This window comes from Streptomyces sp. NPDC029138 (genome assembly GCF_055564375.1).
Window position 1 is genome coordinate 77,632 of the sequence record NZ_JBVHWM010000006.1, and the last position, 19,036, is coordinate 96,667.

The 19,036-nt window shown below is 70.9% G+C and carries 17 protein-coding genes and 1 tRNA gene; 13 read left to right on the top strand and 5 right to left on the bottom strand.

All coding sequences use genetic code 11. The features are described from left to right. Positions 1 to 30: 30 nt before the first annotated feature. The 6 genes from paaA to ACZ4WH_RS08655 all read left to right on the top strand — a co-directional run bounded on the left by paaA (position 31) and on the right by ACZ4WH_RS08655 (position 5,053). Positions 31 to 1,047 carry a 1,2-phenylacetyl-CoA epoxidase subunit PaaA gene (gene paaA / locus ACZ4WH_RS08630; RefSeq protein ID WP_468178021.1) on the top strand — a complete coding sequence of 339 codons (1,017 nt, stop codon included), beginning with the start codon at positions 31 to 33 and terminating at the stop codon, positions 1,045 to 1,047. Beyond that, positions 1,044 to 1,331 carry a 1,2-phenylacetyl-CoA epoxidase subunit PaaB gene (gene paaB, locus ACZ4WH_RS08635; RefSeq protein WP_030640248.1) on the top strand — a complete coding sequence of 96 codons (288 nt, stop codon included), beginning with the start codon at positions 1,044 to 1,046 and terminating at the stop codon, positions 1,329 to 1,331. Before paaA ends, paaB begins: the two co-directional genes overlap by 4 nt. A gap of 56 nt (positions 1,332 to 1,387) precedes the next feature. Continuing rightward, a complete protein-coding gene (gene paaC / locus ACZ4WH_RS08640) occupies positions 1,388 to 2,089 on the top strand; it encodes a 1,2-phenylacetyl-CoA epoxidase subunit PaaC (RefSeq protein ID WP_468178305.1) in 702 nt (233 codons plus the stop codon). After that, the gene (gene paaD, locus ACZ4WH_RS08645; RefSeq protein ID WP_468178023.1) at positions 2,083 to 2,679 is read left to right on the top strand and encodes a 1,2-phenylacetyl-CoA epoxidase subunit PaaD; all 597 of its coding nucleotides are present in this window, start codon (positions 2,083 to 2,085) and stop codon (positions 2,677 to 2,679) included. Before paaC ends, paaD begins: the two co-directional genes overlap by 7 nt. Beyond that, positions 2,679 to 3,743, top strand: coding sequence for a 2Fe-2S iron-sulfur cluster-binding protein (locus ACZ4WH_RS08650; protein WP_468178025.1), 1,065 nt, complete (start codon positions 2,679 to 2,681; stop codon positions 3,741 to 3,743). Before paaD ends, ACZ4WH_RS08650 begins: the two co-directional genes overlap by 1 nt. Before the next feature lie 167 nt (positions 3,744 to 3,910). Next, positions 3,911 to 5,053 (top strand): acyl-CoA dehydrogenase family protein, encoded by a 1,143-nt coding sequence (locus tag ACZ4WH_RS08655; protein WP_468178027.1) that lies wholly within the window; start codon positions 3,911 to 3,913, stop codon positions 5,051 to 5,053. 22 nt (positions 5,054 to 5,075) lie between these two features. Here ACZ4WH_RS08655 and ACZ4WH_RS08660 read toward each other — a convergent pair whose 3' ends face one another. The 4 genes from ACZ4WH_RS08660 to ACZ4WH_RS08675 all read right to left on the bottom strand — a co-directional run bounded on the left by ACZ4WH_RS08660 (position 5,076) and on the right by ACZ4WH_RS08675 (position 8,200). Then, positions 5,076 to 5,405, bottom strand: coding sequence for a rhodanese-like domain-containing protein (locus ACZ4WH_RS08660; RefSeq protein WP_468178307.1), 330 nt, complete (start codon positions 5,403 to 5,405; stop codon positions 5,076 to 5,078). Positions 5,406 to 5,454: 49 nt separating this feature from the next. Next, positions 5,455 to 6,267 carry a hypothetical protein gene (locus tag ACZ4WH_RS08665; RefSeq protein ID WP_468178029.1) on the bottom strand — a complete coding sequence of 271 codons (813 nt, stop codon included), beginning with the start codon at positions 6,265 to 6,267 and terminating at the stop codon, positions 5,455 to 5,457. Between the two features lie 84 nt (positions 6,268 to 6,351). Continuing rightward, positions 6,352 to 7,782, bottom strand: a complete 1,431-nt coding sequence (locus ACZ4WH_RS08670; protein WP_468178032.1) for a DUF2252 domain-containing protein — start codon at positions 7,780 to 7,782, stop codon at positions 6,352 to 6,354. 334 nt (positions 7,783 to 8,116) lie between these two features. Next, a tRNA-Leu gene (locus ACZ4WH_RS08675) sits at positions 8,117 to 8,200 on the bottom strand. Between the two features lie 486 nt (positions 8,201 to 8,686). On the opposite strand from ACZ4WH_RS08675, the gene ACZ4WH_RS08680 reads away from it, so the two are divergent. The 7 genes from ACZ4WH_RS08680 to ACZ4WH_RS08710 all read left to right on the top strand — a co-directional run bounded on the left by ACZ4WH_RS08680 (position 8,687) and on the right by ACZ4WH_RS08710 (position 18,229). Next, positions 8,687 to 9,556: an FhaA domain-containing protein gene (locus ACZ4WH_RS08680; protein ID WP_468178034.1), complete on the top strand. Its 870-nt coding sequence runs from the start codon at positions 8,687 to 8,689 to the stop codon at positions 9,554 to 9,556. A gap of 10 nt (positions 9,557 to 9,566) precedes the next feature. Beyond that, positions 9,567 to 10,097, top strand: coding sequence for an FHA domain-containing protein FhaB/FipA (locus ACZ4WH_RS08685; protein ID WP_468178036.1), 531 nt, complete (start codon positions 9,567 to 9,569; stop codon positions 10,095 to 10,097). A gap of 140 nt (positions 10,098 to 10,237) precedes the next feature. Next, positions 10,238 to 11,863, top strand: coding sequence for a Stp1/IreP family PP2C-type Ser/Thr phosphatase (locus ACZ4WH_RS08690; RefSeq protein WP_468178309.1), 1,626 nt, complete (start codon positions 10,238 to 10,240; stop codon positions 11,861 to 11,863). 27 nt (positions 11,864 to 11,890) lie between these two features. Beyond that, positions 11,891 to 13,336: an FtsW/RodA/SpoVE family cell cycle protein gene (locus tag ACZ4WH_RS08695; protein ID WP_468178038.1), complete on the top strand. Its 1,446-nt coding sequence runs from the start codon at positions 11,891 to 11,893 to the stop codon at positions 13,334 to 13,336. After that, positions 13,333 to 14,820, top strand: a complete 1,488-nt coding sequence (locus ACZ4WH_RS08700; protein WP_468178040.1) for a peptidoglycan D,D-transpeptidase FtsI family protein — start codon at positions 13,333 to 13,335, stop codon at positions 14,818 to 14,820. The genes ACZ4WH_RS08695 and ACZ4WH_RS08700 overlap by 4 nt, the downstream gene beginning before the upstream one ends. Before the next feature lie 195 nt (positions 14,821 to 15,015). Then, positions 15,016 to 17,016, top strand: coding sequence for a Stk1 family PASTA domain-containing Ser/Thr kinase (pknB, locus tag ACZ4WH_RS08705; protein WP_468178042.1), 2,001 nt, complete (start codon positions 15,016 to 15,018; stop codon positions 17,014 to 17,016). A 256-nt stretch (positions 17,017 to 17,272) separates the two neighbouring features. Then, the gene (locus ACZ4WH_RS08710; RefSeq protein ID WP_468178045.1) at positions 17,273 to 18,229 is read left to right on the top strand and encodes a restriction endonuclease; all 957 of its coding nucleotides are present in this window, start codon (positions 17,273 to 17,275) and stop codon (positions 18,227 to 18,229) included. A 33-nt stretch (positions 18,230 to 18,262) separates the two neighbouring features. Here the strand turns inward: ACZ4WH_RS08710 and ACZ4WH_RS08715 are convergent, their stop codons facing one another. Beyond that, positions 18,263 to 19,018 carry a class E sortase gene (locus ACZ4WH_RS08715; protein ID WP_468178047.1) on the bottom strand — a complete coding sequence of 252 codons (756 nt, stop codon included), beginning with the start codon at positions 19,016 to 19,018 and terminating at the stop codon, positions 18,263 to 18,265. Positions 19,019 to 19,036 lie beyond the last annotated feature (18 nt).

Here is a 19,036-nt window from a genome sequence, read left to right on the forward strand (position 1 = left end):
CACCGCAGAGCCCGAGGTCAGGGGGATCGCATGGCCACAGCAGCCGCGCAGCGCACGGCCCGTACCGAGGCGGACGGCGCACCGGACACCGTCGACACGACGGCCTACCAGCGCGCCTTCGACGCGGCCGTGGCCGCCGACGAACGGATCGAACCACGCGACTGGATGCCCGACGCCTACCGCGCGACCCTCGTCCGGCAGATCGCCCAGCACGCGCACTCGGAGATCATCGGCATGCAGCCGGAGGCCAACTGGATCACCCGCGCGCCCTCCCTGCGCCGAAAGGCGATCCTGATGGCCAAGGTCCAGGACGAGGCCGGCCACGGCCTGTACCTGTACAGCGCGGCCGAGACCCTCGGCACCAGCCGCGACGAGCTGCTCGACAAGCTGCACAGCGGCCGCCAGAAGTACTCCTCGATCTTCAACTACCCCACCCTGACCTGGGCCGACGTCGGCGCGATCGGCTGGCTGGTGGACGGCGCCGCGATCACCAACCAGGTCCCCCTGTGCCGCTGCTCCTACGGCCCGTACGCCCGCGCGATGGTGCGGATCTGCAAGGAGGAGTCCTTCCACCAGCGCCAGGGCTACGAGCTGCTGCTGGCCCTCAGCAAGGGCACCCCCGAGCAGCACGCCATGGCCCAGGACGCCGTGAACCGCTGGTGGTGGCCGTCGCTGATGATGTTCGGTCCGCCCGACGACGAGTCCCAGCACTCCGCGCAGTCGATGGAGTGGAAGATCAAGCGCCACTCCAACGACGAGCTGCGCCAGCGCTTCGTGGACATCTGCGTCCCGCAGGCCGAGTCCCTGGGCCTCACCCTCCCCGACCCGGAGCTGCGGTGGAACGAGGAGCGGGGGCACTACGACTTCGGCCCGATCGACTGGACGGAGTTCTGGGAGGTCCTCAAGGGCAACGGCCCCTGCAACGAACAGCGGATCACCCAGCGCAGAACTGCCCACGACGAGGGCGCCTGGGTACGGGAAGCGGCCGCGGCCTACGCGGCCAAGCACACCGGCGGCACCGGTGAGACAGGAGCGACGCGAGCATGAGCACCACCGACTGGCCCCTGTGGGAGGTCTTCGTGCGCTCCCGGCGCGGCCTCTCCCACACCCACGCCGGCAGCCTGCACGCGCCCGACGCCGAGCTGGCCCTGCGCAACGCCCGCGACCTGTACACCCGGCGCGGCGAGGGCGTCTCCATCTGGGTCGTCCCGGCCGCCGCGATCACCGCGTCCTCGCCGGACGAGAAGGACCCGTTCTTCGAGCCGGCCGCCGACAAGCCCTACCGGCACCCGACCTTCTACGACATCCCGGAAGGGGTGAAGCACCTGTGACCGCCACCGGCCCCACGGCCCGCCCCGCCGCCGACTCCGGCACCGGCCCCCTCCCGGTGACCGCCGCGCTCGCCCTCGGCGACGACGCCCTGGTGCTCTCCCACCGCCTGGGGGAGTGGGCCGGGCACGCCCCCGTCCTGGAGGAGGAGGTCGCCCTCGCCAACATCGCCCTGGACCTGCTCGGCCAGGCGCGTGTCCTGCTGTCCCTGGCCGGCGACGAGGACGAACTGGCCTATCTGCGCGAGGAACGCGCCTTCCGCAACCTCCAGTTGGTCGAGCAGCCGAACGGCGACTTCGCGCACACCATCGCCCGCCAGCTGTACTTCTCCACCTACCAGCAACTGCTCTACAGCGAACTCGCCGCAGGCGACGGCCCGTTCGCTCCGCTGGCCGCGAAGGCGGTCAAGGAGGTCGCCTACCACCGCGACCACGCCGAGCAGTGGACGCTGCGGCTCGGCGACGGCACCGAGACCAGCCATGAGCGGATGCGGCGGGCCTGCGACGCGCTGTGGCGGTTCACCGGCGAGATGTTCCAGCCGGTGGAGGGCCTGACCGCCGACTGGGCGCGCCTGGAGGAACGCTGGCTGGAGTCCGTGACGGACGTGCTCGGCCGAGCCACCCTCCCGGTGCCGGAGGGCCCGCGCACCGGAGCCTGGTCGGCGGGCGCCGGCCGGCAGGGCCTGCACACCGAGCCGTTCGGCCGGATGCTCGCCGAGATGCAGCACCTGCACCGCAGCCACCCGGGGGCCTCATGGTGACCGCCACCGCTCTGGAGGAGCGGCTGCTGGAGCTGGCCGGCGCGGTGCCCGACCCCGAGCTGCCGGTGCTCACCCTGCGCGAGCTGGGCGTGCTCCGCGCGGTGCACGTCCACGGCGGCGACGCGGTGGAGGTCGACCTGACCCCCACCTACACCGGCTGCCCGGCCGTCGAGGCGATGAGTCTCGACATCGAGCGTGTGCTGCGCGCCCACGGCATGCGCGAGGTCACCGTGCGCAGGGTGCTCAGCCCCGCCTGGTCCACCGACGACATCACCCCCGAAGGACGCGAGAAACTCCGCGAGTTCGGCATCGCCCCGCCGCGCGTGCGCCACGACAGCGGCCCGGTGCCGCTGACCCTGGGCCCGACCCGCGCGCAGGCCGCGCCTGCCACGCCGGCCACACAGGGCACGCATGCCACGGAGACCACGGCGGCCACGGCCACCGCGGACACCGCGCCCGACCCGATCCGCTGCCCGCACTGCGGATCGGCCGACACCGAGCTGCTGAGCCGGTTCTCCTCCACCGCGTGCAAGGCGCTGCGCCGCTGCCTGGCCTGCCGTGAACCGTTCGACCACTTCAAGGAGTTGTGATGGCCCGCTTCCACCCGCTCCCGGTGGCCGCGGTCGACCGGCTCACCGACGACTCCGTCGCCCTCACCCTCTCCGTCCCGCCCGAGCTGCGCGAGGAGTACCGGCACGCACCCGGCCAGCATCTCGCGCTGCGCCGCCGGGTCGACGGCACGGAGATCCGGCGCACCTACTCGATCTGCTCCCCCGCCCCCGACCCGGCCGGTGAGGGCCCGGAGAGCCTGCGCGTGGGGGTGCGGCTGGTCGAGGGCGGGGCCTTCTCGGCGTACGCGCTGAAGGAGATCAACGTCGGCGACGAGCTGGAGGTGATGACCCCGGCGGGCCGCTTCACACTGGAACCGGCGCCGGGCCTGTACGCGGCGGTCGTCGGCGGCAGCGGCATCACCCCGGTGCTGTCCATCGTCGCCACACTGCTGGCGCGCGAGCCGGCGGCCCGGTTCTGTCTGATACGCAGCGACCGTACGGCCGCCTCGACGATGTTCCTGGAGGAGGTCGCCGACCTGAAGGACCGCTACCCGGAGCGGCTTCAGCTGGTGACCGTGCTCTCCCGGGAGGAACAGCAGGCGGGCCTGCCGTCCGGCCGGCTCGACCGGGACCGGCTCGCCGGGCTGCTGCCCGCGCTGCTGCCGGTGGAGCAGGTGGCGGGCTGGTTCCTGTGCGGGCCGTACGGGCTGGTGCGGGGCGCGGAGCAGGCGCTGCGCGGGCTGGGCGTGGCCCGGGACCGGATCCACCAGGAGATCTTCCACGTGGACGCGGGCTCGGCCCCGGCGGCCACGGCTCCGGCGCCCGCACACAGCACCGTGACCGCGCGGCTCGACGGTCGCGGCGGCACCTGGCCGGTGCGGGAGGGCGAGTCGCTGCTGGAGGCGGTGCTGCGCAACCGGTCCGACGCGCCCTACGCCTGCAAGGGCGGGGTGTGCGGGACGTGCCGGGCCTTCCTGGTCGCGGGCGAGGTGCGCATGGACCGCAACTTCGCGCTGGAGACGGAGGAGACGGAGGCCGGGTATGTGCTGGCCTGCCAGTCGCATCCGCTGACGGAAAGGGTGGAGCTGGACTTCGACCGCTGAGGGGCCGCACGACCGTTCCCTTCTCCTAGAACCTGTTCTATCTTGACGGGTCGTCAGACATCAGGACCGGGAAACCGTCGGACGACCGGACGACCGGACCGGACGATCGGATGACCGGACGACCGGACCGGACGACCGGATCACCGGACCCGCCAGGAGGACAGGCCGTGGACTTCACCTTCAGCGAGGAGCAGCGGGCGGCGGCCGAGGCGGCGCGCGGAGTGCTCGCCGGCGTCGCGCCGGACGCGGTGCCCAGCCCGGCGCTCACCACGGGCGCCGTGGCCGAGGGCTTCGACCGGGCGCTGTGGTCCCGGCTCGCCGACGCGGACCTGCTGAGCCTGCTGCTGGCCGAGGCGTACGGCGGGGCGGGCCTGGACGCGATCGCGCTGTGCCTGGTGCTGCGCGAGGCCGGCCGGGTGCTCGCCCGGGTGCCGCTGCTGGAGCACTGCGCCGCCGCGGCGGCCGTGCAGGCCTTCGGCGGCCCGGAGCAGGCGGACCGGCTGCTCGCCCGGGCGGGCCGGGGTGAGCTGGTGCTGACCGTCGCGGGACAGGGCCGTACCGGCCACGACCCGGCCGAGCTGGCCGTCACCGCACGGCGGGAGGGGCGGGCCTGGCTGCTGGACGGGGTGCAGACGGCGGTGCCATGGGCGTTCGACGCTGACCTGGTCGTCGTACCGGCGCACATTGAGGGCACGGCCGGTGAGCGGACCGTGCTGGCACTGGTGCCGCGCGAGGCGGACGGGCTGGTGCTCGCCGAGCAGGTCTCCACCAGCGGTGAGCGGCTGGCCGAGCTGCGGCTGCGGTCCGTGCGGGTCGCGCCGGGCGAGGTGATCGAGGCCGACGGCGCCTGGGAGTGGCTGCACGCGCTGCTGGTGACGGGCACGTGCGCGCTGGCGCTGGGGCTGGGTGAGCGGGTGCTGCGGATGACCGGTGAGTACACCGGCAAGCGGGAGCAGTTCGGGTATCCGATCGCGACGTTCCAGGCGGTGGCCGTGCAGGCCGCGGACCGGTACATCGACCTGCGCGCCATGGAGGCCACCCTGTGGCAGGCCGCCTGGCGGATCGCCTCGGGGGCGCCCGGGGCGCTGCCCGCCGCCGGGGACATCGCGGTGGCGAAGATCTGGGCGGCGGAGGGGGTACGACGGGTGGTGCAGACGGCACAGCATCTGCACGGCGGCTTCGGCGCGGACACCGACTACCCGCTGCACCGCTATCACGCCTGGGCCAAGCACCTGGAACTGTCGCTCGGCCCGGCGGCGGCGTACGAGGAGAGGCTGGGCGACCTGCTGGCCACCCATCCCCTCGCCTGACACGGGCGCGGAAGGCCTGGGGTTACAGGACGAAGCCCGGCTTGCCGTCGTCGGTGACGACCGGGCGGCCGGCGGTCTGCCAGTGCTGCATGCCGCCGTCGACGTTCACCGCGTCGATGCCCTGCTGGGCCAGGTACATGGTGACCTGGGCGGAGCGGGCGCCCGAGCGGCAGATGACGTGGACGCGGCCGTCCTGCGGGGCGGCCTCGGTCAGTTCGCCGTAGCGGGCCACGAACTCGCTGAGGGGAATGTGCAGGGCTCCCTCGGCGTGGCCCGCCTGCCACTCGTCGTCCTCGCGGACGTCCAGCAGGAAGTCGCCGTCCTTGAGGTCCGTGACCTGGACCGTGGGCACACCAGCTCCGAAGTTCATGGCTCCGACGCTACCCGAAGCGACGGGTGGGTCAGGCCTGGCCCAGCAGGGCGGCCAGATCCGCCTCCCGCTGGGCGATGTCGGCGCGCAGCCGGTCGGCGATCTCGTCGAGCAGCCCGTCCGGGTCGTCCGGGGCGAGGCGGAGCATGCCGGCGATCGCGCCTTCCTCCAGTTCGCGGGCGACGAGAGTGAGCAGCTCCTTGCGCTGGGCGAGCCATTCGAGGCGGGCGTACAGCTCCTCGGCGGGGCTCGGACGGCGCTCGGGCGGCACCGGTCCGGCGGCCCACTCCTCGGCCAGCTCCCTGAGCAGGGTCTCGTCGCCCCGGGCATAGGCGGCGTTGACCCGGCTGAGGAACTCCTCGCGCCGCTTCTGCTCCCCTTCCTCCTGGGCCAGGTCGGGGTGGGCCTTGCGGGCCAGCTCGCGGTAGAGCTTGCGGGCCTCCTCGCTGGGCCGCACCCGCTGCGGGGGCCGTACCGGCTGGTCGGTGAGCATGGCGACGGCCTCCGGGAACAGGCCGTCGCCGTCCATCCAGCCGTGCAGCAGCTCCTCCACGCCCGGGATCGGCATCACCTGGGCCCGGGCCTCCGCGGCGCGGCGGACGTCCTCGGGGTCGCCGGTGCGGGCGGCCTTCGCCTCGGCGATCTCCGCGTCCAGTTCCTCGATGCGGGCGTAGAGCGGGCCGAGTCGCTGTTCGTGGAGGCGGGCGAAGTTCTCGACCTCGACGCGGAAGGTCTCCACGGCGATCTCGTACTCGATCAACGCGTGCTCGGCGGCCCGTACGGCCTGTTCGAGCCGTTCCTCGGGGCGGGGGGCCTGGGACTGGTCGGGCTCCGGGGTCGTCACCCGCCCAGCGTAGCCGTCGTGTCGTCGTGGTCGGACCGGGCGGCGGCGCGCCGAAGGGGTTCCGGTCCCGCCGTCACACCCCCGTCACGCCCCCGGCTCCGCCTCGATCCGTCCCGCTCTGATCCCCACGACCAGTTCGGCGTGGTCCGCCTCCGTGCGGTCCGCGTAGGCGACGGCGAACGCGGCCATCGCCTCGTCCAGCTCCTCGTTCTTGCCGCAGTAACCGGCGATCAGGCGGGGGTCGGCGCTGTGGGAGTGGGCGCGGGCCAGCAGGGCGCCGGTCATGCGGCCGTAGTCGTCGATCTGGTCGGCGGCGAGGGCGGCCGGGTCGACGCTGCCCTTGCGGTTGCGGAACTGCCGCACCTGGTACGGGCGCCCCTCGACGGTGGTCCAGCCGAGCAAGGTGTCGCTGACGACCTGCATCCGCTTCTGCCCGAGGACCACCCGGCGCCCCTCGTGCGGCACCGCGGCCGCCTCGAAACCGGCCGTGACCAGGTGCGGGACGAGCGCGGAGGGGCGGGCCTCCTTGACCTGGAGGACCAGGGGCTCACCGCGGTGGTCGAGGAGCAGGACGACGTAGGACCGGGTGCCGACGCTGCCGGTGCCGACCACCCGGAAGGCGACGTCGTGCACGGCGTGCCGGGCGAGCAGGGGGTGGCGGTCCTCACCGAGGGTGTCGACGTACGACTCCAGGGAGGCGGCGACCGCGGCGGCCTCCGCGTCCGGTATGCGGCGCAGCACCGGCGGGGCGGGCACGAACCGGCGTCCGCCGTCCGGCAGCGACTCGGTCGACTTCGCGGCGAACCGCCCGCTGGTGTTGGCCCGGGCCTTCTCGGAGACCCGCTGGAGCGTGCCGAGCAGGTCGTGGGCGTCGGTGTGGGAGACCAGCTCCTCGTCCGCGATGGCGTTCCAGGCGTCGAGCACGGGCAGCTTGGCGAGCAGCCGCATGGTGCGGCGGTAGGCGCCGGCCGCGTCCCGGGCCGCGGCGCGGCAGGTGTCCTCGTCGGCGCCCGCCTCGCGGCCGGCGAGCACCAGCGAGGCCGCGAGCCGCTTGAGGTCCCACTCCCAGGGGCCGCGCACGGTCTCGTCGAAGTCGTTGAGGTCGATGACGAGGTCGCCGCGGGCGTCGCCGTACAGCCCGAAGTTCGCCGCGTGGGCGTCACCGCAGATCTGGGTGCCGATCCTGGTCGTGGGGGTGCGCGCGAGGTCGTACGCCATGAGTCCGGCCGAGCCGCGCAGGAAGGCGAAGGGGGTGGCCGCCATCCGGCCCACACGGAGCGGGGTCAGCTCGGGGATGCGGCCGGCGTTGGACTCGGCCACCGCGCTCACCGCGTCGGGGCGGGCGGTGGCCAGGTCCAGCGTGCGGTGGGCGGAGCGCGGCACGCTCGACCGGAGTGCCTTGCCCTCCTCCTTCGGCGAGCCCTGCGGCGGCCACTCGGCGAACCCGCGCACGCGGGGCAGGCGGCGCGCGCCCCGGTCCGCCGCGTCCGTCGCTCCCACACCGGTTCCGGTCACCGCGACCGCCTCCCCCGCACGGCCCGCCCGCCTCCGAACAGGCGGCGGTACGAACATCAACTCGGGGAGACCGTACAACCGGTGGCCGGAACGCGTCAGATCCTGTGGACAACTCCGGGGCACCGGACCGTCCGACGGCCCTCGCCCGGCCCGCCTCCTGCCGTCGTGTCACACGACGCACGACACACCACGCACGACGGACGACGGCGATCAGGACCGGGACCACGACCGCGATCCACCCCGGCTCACGACCCTGAGAGCTTCCTCACATCACGGCTCAGCCGCAATACGACTACGGGCCCACCGTTTTCACGGTGGGCCCGTAGCCTCTGTGTGCGCGAGGGGGGAGTTGAACCCCCACGCCCTTGCGGGCACTGGAACCTGAATCCAGCGCGTCTGCCTATTCCGCCACCCGCGCATTGGGTGTGTCTTCCGGCTCCGGCCCTTTCGGCCCGGCCCCTTCCGACACCCAGAACATTAGCACGTCGTAGGGGGTGGATTCACATCGCTTCCCGCCGGGCCCGACCCCCCGGCCACCGCCCCCGGCACACCCGGCGCGCGCATCAACGACGCACCCACCGAACGCCGGACGTATCAAGGAGACGCGCTTCTCGTATCAACCTCGTACCGGTCCAGGCCATCTCCCCGGGAGGCGGACCGGGTCCACAGCCGGGTGCGGGACACTGGTCTTCACCCGCCTCTACGATCCATGGCAGCAGGACACGCACCCAGGAGTTCGAAGGGGAGCCGCTGGGGGAACCGGCTGATTGGCGGGCGCGTAGATACGATCAGTAAGCAGTACCAGCAGTACCCGGCAAGGCAGCCGCCCAAGCAGCGGCCGAACAGCGGCCAAGGCAGCGGCACAGAGCAGGCAAGACGACGGCAGGGACGGAGGAGGTGCCCCATGGGAGTCCTGAAGAAGTTCGAGCAGCGTCTCGAAGGTCTGGTGAACGGCACCTTCGCCAAGGTCTTCAAGTCCGAGGTCCAGCCCGTGGAGATCGCCGGAGCGCTCCAGCGGGAGTGCGACAACAACGCGACCATCTGGAACCGTGACCGGACCGTCGTGCCCAACGACTTCATCGTGGAGCTGAGCGCGCCGGACTACGAGCGCCTCAGCCCCTACTCCGGGCAGCTCGGCGACGAGCTGGCCGGCATGGTGCGCGACTACGCCAAGCAGCAGCGCTACACCTTCATGGGCCCGATCAAGGTCAACCTGGAGAAGGCCGACGACCTGGACACCGGCCTGTACCGGGTGCGCTCGCGCACCCTCGCCTCCTCCAGCAACCAGCAGGGGGCCCCGCAGACTCCCGGCGCCCCGGCGGCCGGCCGCCCCGCGGCGGGCGCCCCCGGCGGTTACGGCTACCCGCCGGCCGCCCCGCCCGCCGGCGCGCCCCCGATGCCGTCCGCACCGCCGCCCGGCACCCGCCCCGGCGGGTACGGCTACCCGCAGCCCGCCACACAGCGGCCGGCCGCGGCCCCGATGAGCGGCGCGCGCACCCGCTACTGGATCGAGATCAACGGCACCCGCCACCAGATCTCCCGCCCGACGCTCGTGCTGGGCCGCAGCACCGACGCCGACGTGCGGATCGACGACCCCGGCGTGTCCCGCCGGCACTGCGAGATCCGGACCGGAACGCCCTCGACGATCCAGGATCTCGGCTCCACCAACGGCATCGTGGTGGACGGGCAGCACACCACCCGCGCTACGCTCCGCGACGGCTCGCGGATCGTCGTGGGCAGCACCACCGTTATCTATAGGCAAGCCGAAGGGTGAAGCGGGGGCAATGTCAGAGCTGACCCTCACGGTCATGCGGCTGGGTTTCCTGGCCGTACTGTGGCTGTTCGTGATCGTGGCCGTGCAGGTCATCCGGAGCGACCTGTTCGGTACGCGCGTCACCCAGCGCGGATCGCGTAGGGAGGCGGCCCGGCCGCCGCAGCAGCCGGGCCGGCAGCAGACCCGGCAGCAGGCCGCGCCCCCGCCGCAGCGCGGCCAGCAGGGCGGCGGCCGGCGCGGCCGCAACGCCCCCACCAAGCTGGTCGTGACCGAGGGCACACTGACCGGCACCACCGTCGCGCTCCAGGGCCAGACCATCACCCTGGGCCGGGCGCACGACTCCACGATCGTGCTGGACGACGACTACGCCTCCAGCCGCCATGCCAGGATCTACCCGGACCGTGACGGCCAGTGGATCATCGAGGATCTCGGCTCCACCAACGGCACCTACCTGGACCGGTCCCGGCTGACGACCCCCACACCGATCCCGCTGGGCGCGCCGATCCGCATCGGCAAGACCGCAATCGAGCTGCGGAAGTAGTGCTACGTCATGAATGAGCGCGAGCGGAGCGAGCACGCAGCGGCAGGCCGCCACCCGGTCTCCGGCGCGCTCCCAACCGGAGGGTGGGCAGTGTGGCTCGACACGACCGGCTGTACCCGGAGCCGACGGGCGAGGTGCGCATGAGTCTGTCACTGCGCTTTGCCGCCGGATCGCACAAAGGCATGATCCGGGAGGGCAACGAGGACTCCGGTTACGCCGGTCCGCGCCTGCTCGCCATCGCCGACGGCATGGGCGGCCAGGCCGCGGGCGAGGTCGCCTCCTCCGAGGTCATCTCCACCCTGGTCACGCTCGACGACGACGTGCCCGGCTCCGACATCCTCACCTCCCTCGGCCAGGCCGTGCAGCGCGCCAACGACCAGCTGCGCGCCATGGTCGAGGAGGACCCCCAGCTCGAAGGCATGGGTACGACGCTCACGGCGCTGCTGTGGACCGGGCAGCGGCTCGGTCTCGTGCACGTCGGCGACTCGCGCGCGTATCTGCTCCGTGACGGTGTGCTCACCCAGATCACCCAGGACCACACCTGGGTGCAGCGGCTCGTGGACGAGGGCCGGATCACCGAGGAAGAGGCCACCACCCACCCGCAGCGCTCGCTGCTGATGCGTGCCCTCGGCAGCGGCGACCACGTCGAGCCCGACCTGTCGATCCGCGAGGTCCGGGCCGGCGACCGCTATCTGATCTGCTCCGACGGCCTGTCCGGCGTCGTCTCCCACCAGACGATGGAGGAGACCCTCGCCAGCTACCAGGGCCCGCAGGAGACCGTGCAGGAGCTGATCCAGCTCGCGCTGCGCGGTGGCGGCCCCGACAACATCACGGTGATCGTCGCCGACGTGCTCGACCTGGACACCGGTGACACCCTCGCCGGGCAGCTGTCCGACCAGCCCGTCGTGGTCGGCGCCGTCGCCGAGAACCAGAACCACCTGCACGACAACGGCATCATGCAGACCCCGGCCGGCCGCGCCTCCCACCTGGGCCGTCAGGGCCAGGGCCACGGCGGCGGCGAGTTCGGCCCGCCCGGCTCCGGCGACACCACCGGCTACATCCCGGCCGACGGCTTCGGCGACTACGCCGACGGCGACTTCACCAAGCCGCGCAAGCGGCGCAGATGGCTGAAGACCTCGCTCTACGGCGTCCTCGCCCTGGCCGTCGTCGGCGGCGGCCTCTACGGCGGCTACCGCTGGACGCAGACCCAGTACTACGTCGGCGCCAAGGACGAGCACGTCGCGCTGTACCGCGGCATCAGCCAGGACCTGGCCTGGGTGTCGCTGTCGAAGGTGGAGAAGGACCACCCCGAGATCGAACTCAAGTACCTGCCGCCGTACCAGCAGAAGCAGGTGAAGGCGACGATCGCGGAGGGCGGCCTCCAGGCGGCCCGGACGAAGGTGCAGGAGCTGGCCGTGCAGGCCTCGGCGTGCCGCAAGCAGGCCGAGCGCCAGGCGGCCGACCGCGCGCGCGACAACGCCAAGACCGGCCAGGACAAGACCGGCGGCACCAACGGCTCCGGCGGCACCGGCAACTCCACCGCCACCAGCGGTTCCACAGGCACCACCACGCAGACCGCCTTCACCAAGGCCTCCCCGACGAAGGCCTCCCCGACGCCGAACACGACCCCGAACCCGTCGGCCTCGAAGACGTCCCCGCCGTCCCCTTCGAAGTCTCCGTCCACGACCCCGTCCGCGACCCCCAGCCCCGGCCCCACTCTCTCGGAGGATGAGCAGAAGGTCGTCTCGCTGTGCGGTAAGCAGTAGGCAAGCCGTGAGAGGCCCTGTCACACGATGAGCAGTACTACGAACTCGCCGACGCACCACACGTCCACGATCGGCGCGATCGGCGCGCCGAGCCGCCGCAACACCGAGCTGGCCCTGCTGATCTTCGCCGTGGCCATCCCCGTGTTCGCCTACGCGAACGTCGGCCTGGCCATCGACGGCCAGGTCCCCGCGGGCCTGCTGAGCTACGGCCTCGGGCTCGGTCTGCTGGCCGCCGTCGCCCATCTCGTCGTACGGAAGTTCGCCCCGTACGCCGACCCGCTGCTGCTGCCGCTCGCCACCCTGCTCAACGGGCTCGGGCTGGTGTGCATCTGGCGGCTGGACCAGTCCAAGCTGCTCCAGCAGATCCATGTCGCGGGCGGCAAGGCGACCAACCAGCTGATCTACACGGCGATGGGCATCGCGCTGTTCGTGGCGGTGCTGATCTTCCTCAAGGACCACCGCACGCTCCAGCGCTACACCTACATCTCCATGGTGGCCGCGCTGTTCCTGCTGCTCCTGCCGCTGGTCCCGGGCCTCGGCGCGGACGTGTACGGCGCCAAGATCTGGATCTCGATCGGCAGCTTCACCATCCAGCCCGGTGAGTTCGCCAAGATCGTGCTGGCGGTGTTCTTCGCCGGCTACCTGATGGTCAAGCGCGACGCGCTCGCGCTCGCCAGCCGCCGCTTCATGGGCCTGTACCTGCCGCGCGGCCGCGACCTCGGCCCGATCCTCGTCGTCTGGGCGATCTCGATCCTCATCCTGGTCTTCGAGACCGACCTCGGTACGTCGCTGCTGTTCTTCGGCATGTTCGTGATCATGCTGTACGTCGCCACCGAGCGGACCAGCTGGATCGTCTTCGGTCTGCTGATGTCCGCCGCCGGCGCCATCGGCGTGGCCAGCTTCGAACCGCACATCAAGGTCCGTGTGCAGGCCTGGCTCGACCCGATGCGCGAGTACACCCTCAGCCGCACCCCCGGCGCCACCGGTATCCACTCCGACCAGCTCCAGCAGGCCCTGTGGGCGTTCGGCTCCGGCGGCACCCTCGGCACCGGCTGGGGCCAGGGCCACTCCGAGCTGATCCGGTTCGCCGCCAACTCCGACTTCATCCTCGCCACCTTCGGCGAGGAGCTGGGCCTGGCCGGCATCATGGCGATCCTGCTGATCTACGGCCTGATCGTGGAGCGCGGCGTGCGCACCGCCCTCGCCGCCCGCGACCCGTTCGGCAAGCTGCTCGCCATCGGCCTGTCCGGCGCCTTCGCGCTCCAGGTCTTCGTCGTGTCCGGCGGTGTCATGGGCCTCATCCCGCTGACCGGTATGACGATGCCGTTCCTCGCCTACGGCGGTTCGTCGGTCATCGCCAACTGGGCGCTGATCGGCGTCCTGATCCGCATCAGCGACACCGCCCGCCGCCCGGCGCCCGCCCCCGCCGCCAACCCCGACGCCGAGATGACCCAGGTGGTCCGCCCGTCATGAACAAGCCCCTGCGCCGGATCGCGATCTTCTGCGGCCTCCTCGTCCTCACCCTGCTGCTGCGGGACAACTACCTGCAGTACGTCAGGGCCGACAAGCTCAAGGACGACCCGAACAACCGCCGCGTCACCATCGCCCGCTACGCCACCCCGCGCGGCGACATCATCGTGTCCGGCGGCGACCCGATCACCGGGTCCACCCTGACCAGCAAGACCGGTCTGAACGACCTGAAGTACAAGCGGACGTACAAGAACGGCCCCATGTGGGCACCGGTCACCGGCTACGCCTCGCAGGCCTTCGGCGCCACCCAGCTGGAGTCCATCGAGGACGGCATCCTCACCGGCGACGACGACCGGCTGTTCTTCCGCAAGACGCTGGACATGATCACCGGCAAGGAGCAGCAGGGCGGCAACGTCGTCACCACGCTCAACGCGGCCGCGCAGAAGGCGGCGTACGACGGTCTGAAGCAGCGCGGCGGCAAGGGCGCGGTCGTCGCCCTTGACCCCTCCACCGGCAAGATACTGGCGCTGGCCTCCTACCCGTCGTACGACCCCTCGTCGTTCGCGGGCAACACCAACGACGACGCCGCGGCCTGGAAGAAGCTCCAGAAGAAGTACAACCCCAACGACCCGATGCTGAACCGAGCACTGCGCGAGACCTACCCGCCGGGCTCCACCTTCAAGGTGGTCACGGCCGCGGCGGCACTGGAGAACGGCAAGTACACCTCGGCCGACGAGAAGACCGACTCACCGCTGCCGTGGACCATGCCGGGCACCACGACCCAGCTGAAGAACGAGGGCAACATCCCGTGCGAGAACGCGACCATGCGGGTCGCGCTCCAGTACTCCTGCAACACCGTCTTCGGCAAGATCGGCGCCGACCTCGGCAACGACAAGATGCTCGCGGAAGCGAAGAAGTTCGGTTTCGACGCCGAGCAGTTCACCCCGGTCCGCTCCAGCGCCTCCGTGTTCTCCGACGACATGAACCAGTCGCAGACCGCGCTGTCCTCCATCGGCCAGTACAACACCGCCGCCACCCCGCTCCAGATGGCCATGGTCGCCTCGGCGGTCGCCAACGACGGCAAGCTGATGAAGCCGTACATGGTCGACTCGCTCCAGTCCTCCAACCTGGACCCGGTCGCCACGACCAAGCCGGAGGAGCTGAGCCGGCCGCTGTCGCCGAAGAACGCGCAGATCCTTCAGGACATGATGCAGACGGTGGTCGAGAAGGGCACCGGTACCAAGGCGAAGATCGACGGCGTCACGGTCGGCGGCAAGACCGGTACCGCCCAGCACGGTGTCGAGAACAGCGAGAACCCGTACGCCTGGTTCATCTCCTACGCCAAGCTCAGCGACGGCAGCTCGCCGGTCGCCGTGGCCGTGGTGATCGAGGACGAGAGCGCCAACCGCGACGACATCTCCGGTGGCGGCCTGGCCGCGCCGATCGCGAAGAACGTCATGGAGGCGGTCATCGACTCCAAGAAGTGACCGCCGTCGGCCACCGGAAGTGACGCCGCTCACACCTCCTTCACATCGCCGCACGTTGCGATACCGGTCCTGTATCGGGTTACGGGCTTGGCCAGGTCACACAGAGCGAGCCGGGTACGGTAGGCCCGGACGGCAGCCTCCGGCCGCGCACAGGGGTGCGCGGCCGAGACCGACGGAGAGGGCTGGTAGGTAGCTATGGAAGAGCCGCGTCGCCTCGGCGGCCGGTACGAGCTGGGCCAGGTGCTCGGCCGCGGTGGCATGGCGGAGGTCTACCTCGCGCATGACACCCGGCTCGGCCGCACCGTGGCGGTGAAGACGCTGCGCGCTGACCTCGCGCGCGATCCGTCCTTCCAGGCCCGGTTCCGCCGGGAGGCCCAGTCGGCCGCCTCGCTCAACCATCCCGCGATCGTCGCGGTCTACGACACGGGCGAGGACTACATCGACGGAGTCTCCATCCCGTACATCGTGATGGAGTACGTCGACGGTTCCACGCTCCGCGAGCTGCTGCACTCCGGCCGCAAGCTGCTGCCCGAGCGCGCGATGGAGATGACCATCGGCATCCTCCAGGGCCTGGAGTACGCGCACCGCAGCGGCATCGTCCACCGCGACATCAAGCCGGCCAACGTCATGCTGACGCGCAACGGCCAGGTCAAGGTGATGGACTTCGGCATCGCCCGCGCCATGGGCGACGCCGGCATGACCATGACCCAGACGGCGGCCGTCATCGGCACCGCCCAGTACCTCTCGCCGGAGCAGGCCAAGGGCGAGCAGGTCGACGCCCGGTCGGACCTCTACTCGACCGGCTGCCTGCTCTACGAACTGCTGACGGTACGGCCCCCCTTCGTGGGCGACTCCCCGGTGGCCGTGGCCTACCAGCACGTCCGGGAGGAACCGCAGCCCCCGTCGGTCTTCGACCCCGAGATCACGCCCGAGATGGACGCGATCGTCCTCAAGGCGCTGGTCAAGGACCCCAACTACCGCTACCAGTCGGCCGACGAGATGCGCGCCGACATCGAGGCGTGCCTGGACGGCCAGCCGGTCGCGGCCACGGCCGCGATGGGCGCGGTCGGCTACGGCGGCTACCCCGACGACCAGGCGACGACCGCCCTGCGCTCGGAGGCGGGCGCCGGAGCGACCACCATGCTCCCGCCGATGAACCCCGACGACGGCGGCTACGGCTACGACGAGCGCCCGGACCGCCGCCGCCAGCAGAAGAAGTCCAACAGCTCCACGATCCTGCTGGTGGTCGCGGGCCTGCTGGTCCTGGTCGGCGCGATCCTGATCGGCATGTACGCGTTCGGCGGCGACGGCAAGGGCGACGGCAAGGTGCCCGTGCCGTCGTTCGTGGGCCAGCCGGAGAAGACGGCTCGCAAGATGGCCGACAACGTCGACCTGAAGGTGTCGGTCACCAAGAAGGCCTGCGACGACCAGGCCACGGGCAACGTGTGCTCCCAGAACCCGGAGCAGGGCACCAAGGTCGACAAGAACAGCACCGTCACCCTGGTGATCTCCACGGGCGCGCCGAAGGTCACCGTGCCGGACGTCCGCGGCGTCCAGTTCGACCAGGCCGAGGCCCAGCTCAAGGAGAAGGGCTTCGAGGTCGAGAAGAAGACCCAGGTGTCGGCCCAGACGCCCAATGTCGTCATCACCCAGGACCCGGCGGGCGGCACCAGCAAGGAGAAGGGCACCACGATCACCCTCACGGTCGCCAAGCCCGAGGTGAAGGTGACCGTCCCCGACGTCACCGGCAAGTCCTGCGACGAGGCGAAGGCCGAGCTTCAGTCCAAGGGCCTGGCCCCGACCTGCAACGACACCCCGGTCACCGACCCCGCCCAGGACGGCAAGGTCCAGAACACCAACCCGCCGGCGGGCCAGCAGGTCTCCAAGAACACGCCCGTCGCGATCAACGTGGGCAAGGCGCAGGAACAGCAGAAGACGCAGATCCCCGACGTCCGTGGCCGCACGGTCGCCGTGGCCCGGCAGATTCTGAACGCCGCCGGCTTCACGAACATCCAGATCGCCCAGGGCAGTGACGGAAGCGACACCGCGTTCGTCATCTCCCAGGATCCGAAGCAGAACGAGAAGGTCGACGACCCGGCCGCCACCCCGATCACCCTCACGACCACCGGCATCAACGGGAACAACGGCGGCAACGGCGGCAACGACGGCGGCTTCTTCGGCGGCGTCGGCGGCTGACACACCCCGCACTCACGTGGGCCCCTGCCGGGACATCCCGGCAGGGGCCCACGCGCACTCTCAGCGCAGGGGGTGCAGTTCGTCAGGGTGACGTAGTGGCCCGGCTTCTCCCTGCCGGACTCCTTGACGACGTGATCGCACGGCAGTGCCTCTGTCGATCGTGTCTTCGCAATGCCCTTACTCGTCGATCGGATGGGGTGGGGAATCGCCTCTCTGCCCCGGCCATCTGGCCACGACCGAGGTGAAAGGGCAGAACGTGATCAAAGAATCGGTGCTGACTGAGTCGAAGAGTCTGCGCGACACCGTGCTGGACCGCACGGACGTGCTCGACAGAGTCAAGGTGCTGTCACTGCTGCCGGACGGGATGCATGTGACGACGGCGATGGTGGCGACCTACTTCCGGGTAGGCATCAAAGCCATTCGATCTCTCGTACTCGACCACCGTGCAGAGCTGGAGGCCAACGGGTACCGAGTTTTGACAGGTTCAGAACTGAGCTCCTTCAAGGAACTCAGTGGGATCCAGTCCCACACCCGGTCCCTCGCCCTCTTCTCCCGCCGCGCCGTCCTCAACGTCGCCATGCTGCTCCGGGACAGCGAAGTCGCACGTCAGGTGCGTGTGTACCTCCTCGACATGGAGTACCTGGCCCGTACCCAGCCTGTGGAAAACCCGGTCCACACAGAGCCGGTCTCCCTCGACGACCGCATCACCCACATCCTCGGCAAAACCGTCGTGCCGATGTTCAACGCCCTGATCGCGTCCTCCAGCGAACACCGCCGCGAGCTCATCGCACTACGCCAGGACATCGAGAACGTCGAGCAAAGGCTGTGCTGGCATCACAGGCGGCTCAACGCACTCGAAGGCGATACCCCGACTGACCCGGTCAGGGCATCGCTCAGCAGCATGACCTGGCAAGCACTCGAACGCCATGTGGCAGACCTGCTCCGTCGTGACGGATGTACTGAAGTCGTCGTACGGCAGGCCCGCAGCGACCGCGGGATCGACATCACCGGCCGGACCGCCGACGGCCGCACCCTCGCCGTGCAGTGCAAGAACCGCGCCGGCCGCTCCACCGTCCCCAGTGCGGACATGCAGAAGTTCGCCGGAGCTGCACGGGCCGTGGACCGCGTGGACGTCGCTGAGTCATCACAGTGGATCGCGAGGAGCTGGAGACCTGGGGTGCCGGCGCTCGCCTCAAAGTACTGCGGTAAGTGACCATGACGGCCCCCTCGAAGAGGGTCTGTCACCTCACCGCAACTCCTTCGGCGGCGTCCGCTCGCTGTCCACCTTCTCCACGCGGACCAGTTCCCCCCAGACCACGTACCGGTAGCGGGAGGTGTAGACGGGGGTGCAGGTCGTCAGGGTGATGTAGTGGCCCGGCTTCCGCTTGCCGGACTCCTTGGGGACGGCCGAGAGGACCTTGACGTTGTACTTCGAGGTCTCGGGGAGGACCGAGTAGACCTTGTAGACGTACCAGTCGTCCCGCGTCTCGAAGACGACCGGGTCGCCCTTCCTCAGCTTGTCGATGTTGTGGAACTTCGCGCCGTGCCCGTCCCGGTGGGCGGCGACGGAGAAGTTGCCGTCCTTGCCGGTGGTGGGCAGCGTCGCCTTGACCGGGTCCGTGTAGTAGCCGGCCACACCGTCGTCGAGGACGTCCGTGCCCGTGCCCTTCGCGACCAGCACCTCGCCGTTGCGCATCGCCGGCACATGCAGGAACCCGATGCCGTCCTTGGTGTCGAGCGCACCGGGACCCGACTCCTGCTGCTCGGCCCAGTGCTCGCGCACCTTGTCGGCCTGCCGGTCCGCCTTACGGTCCGCTATCACGTTCGTCCACCACAGCGAGTAGACGACGAACAGGCCGAGCAGCACGCCCGCCGTGATGAGGAGTTCCCCGAAGACGCTGACCGCCAGCGCGATCCGGCCGGGGCGCCGACGCGGAGCCGGTTCCGGATCCGGTTCGGACGCGTCCGTGGTCTCTTCGGTCTCGTCGGCGGTCGCTGCCACTGTGTCCTCTGCCCTTAC

Bases quoted from the DNA above. Each gene is read 5' to 3' on its own strand.
- ACZ4WH_RS08685 (WP_468178036.1), top strand. From the start codon at position 9,567: ATGTCAGAGCTGACCCTCACGGTCATGCGGCTGGGTTTCCTGGCCGTA.
- ACZ4WH_RS08695 (WP_468178038.1), top strand. From the start codon at position 11,891: ATGAGCAGTACTACGAACTCGCCGACGCACCACACGTCCACGATCGGC.
- pknB (WP_468178042.1), top strand. From the start codon at position 15,016: ATGGAAGAGCCGCGTCGCCTCGGCGGCCGGTACGAGCTGGGCCAGGTG.
- ACZ4WH_RS08680 (WP_468178034.1), top strand. From the start codon at position 8,687: ATGGGAGTCCTGAAGAAGTTCGAGCAGCGTCTCGAAGGTCTGGTGAAC.
- ACZ4WH_RS08650 (WP_468178025.1), top strand. From the start codon at position 2,679: ATGGCCCGCTTCCACCCGCTCCCGGTGGCCGCGGTCGACCGGCTCACC.
- ACZ4WH_RS08700 (WP_468178040.1), top strand. From the start codon at position 13,333: ATGAACAAGCCCCTGCGCCGGATCGCGATCTTCTGCGGCCTCCTCGTC.
- ACZ4WH_RS08690 (WP_468178309.1), top strand. From the start codon at position 10,238: ATGAGTCTGTCACTGCGCTTTGCCGCCGGATCGCACAAAGGCATGATC.
- paaB (WP_030640248.1), top strand. From the start codon at position 1,044: ATGAGCACCACCGACTGGCCCCTGTGGGAGGTCTTCGTGCGCTCCCGG.
- paaD (WP_468178023.1), top strand. From the start codon at position 2,083: ATGGTGACCGCCACCGCTCTGGAGGAGCGGCTGCTGGAGCTGGCCGGC.
- paaA (WP_468178021.1), top strand. From the start codon at position 31: ATGGCCACAGCAGCCGCGCAGCGCACGGCCCGTACCGAGGCGGACGGC.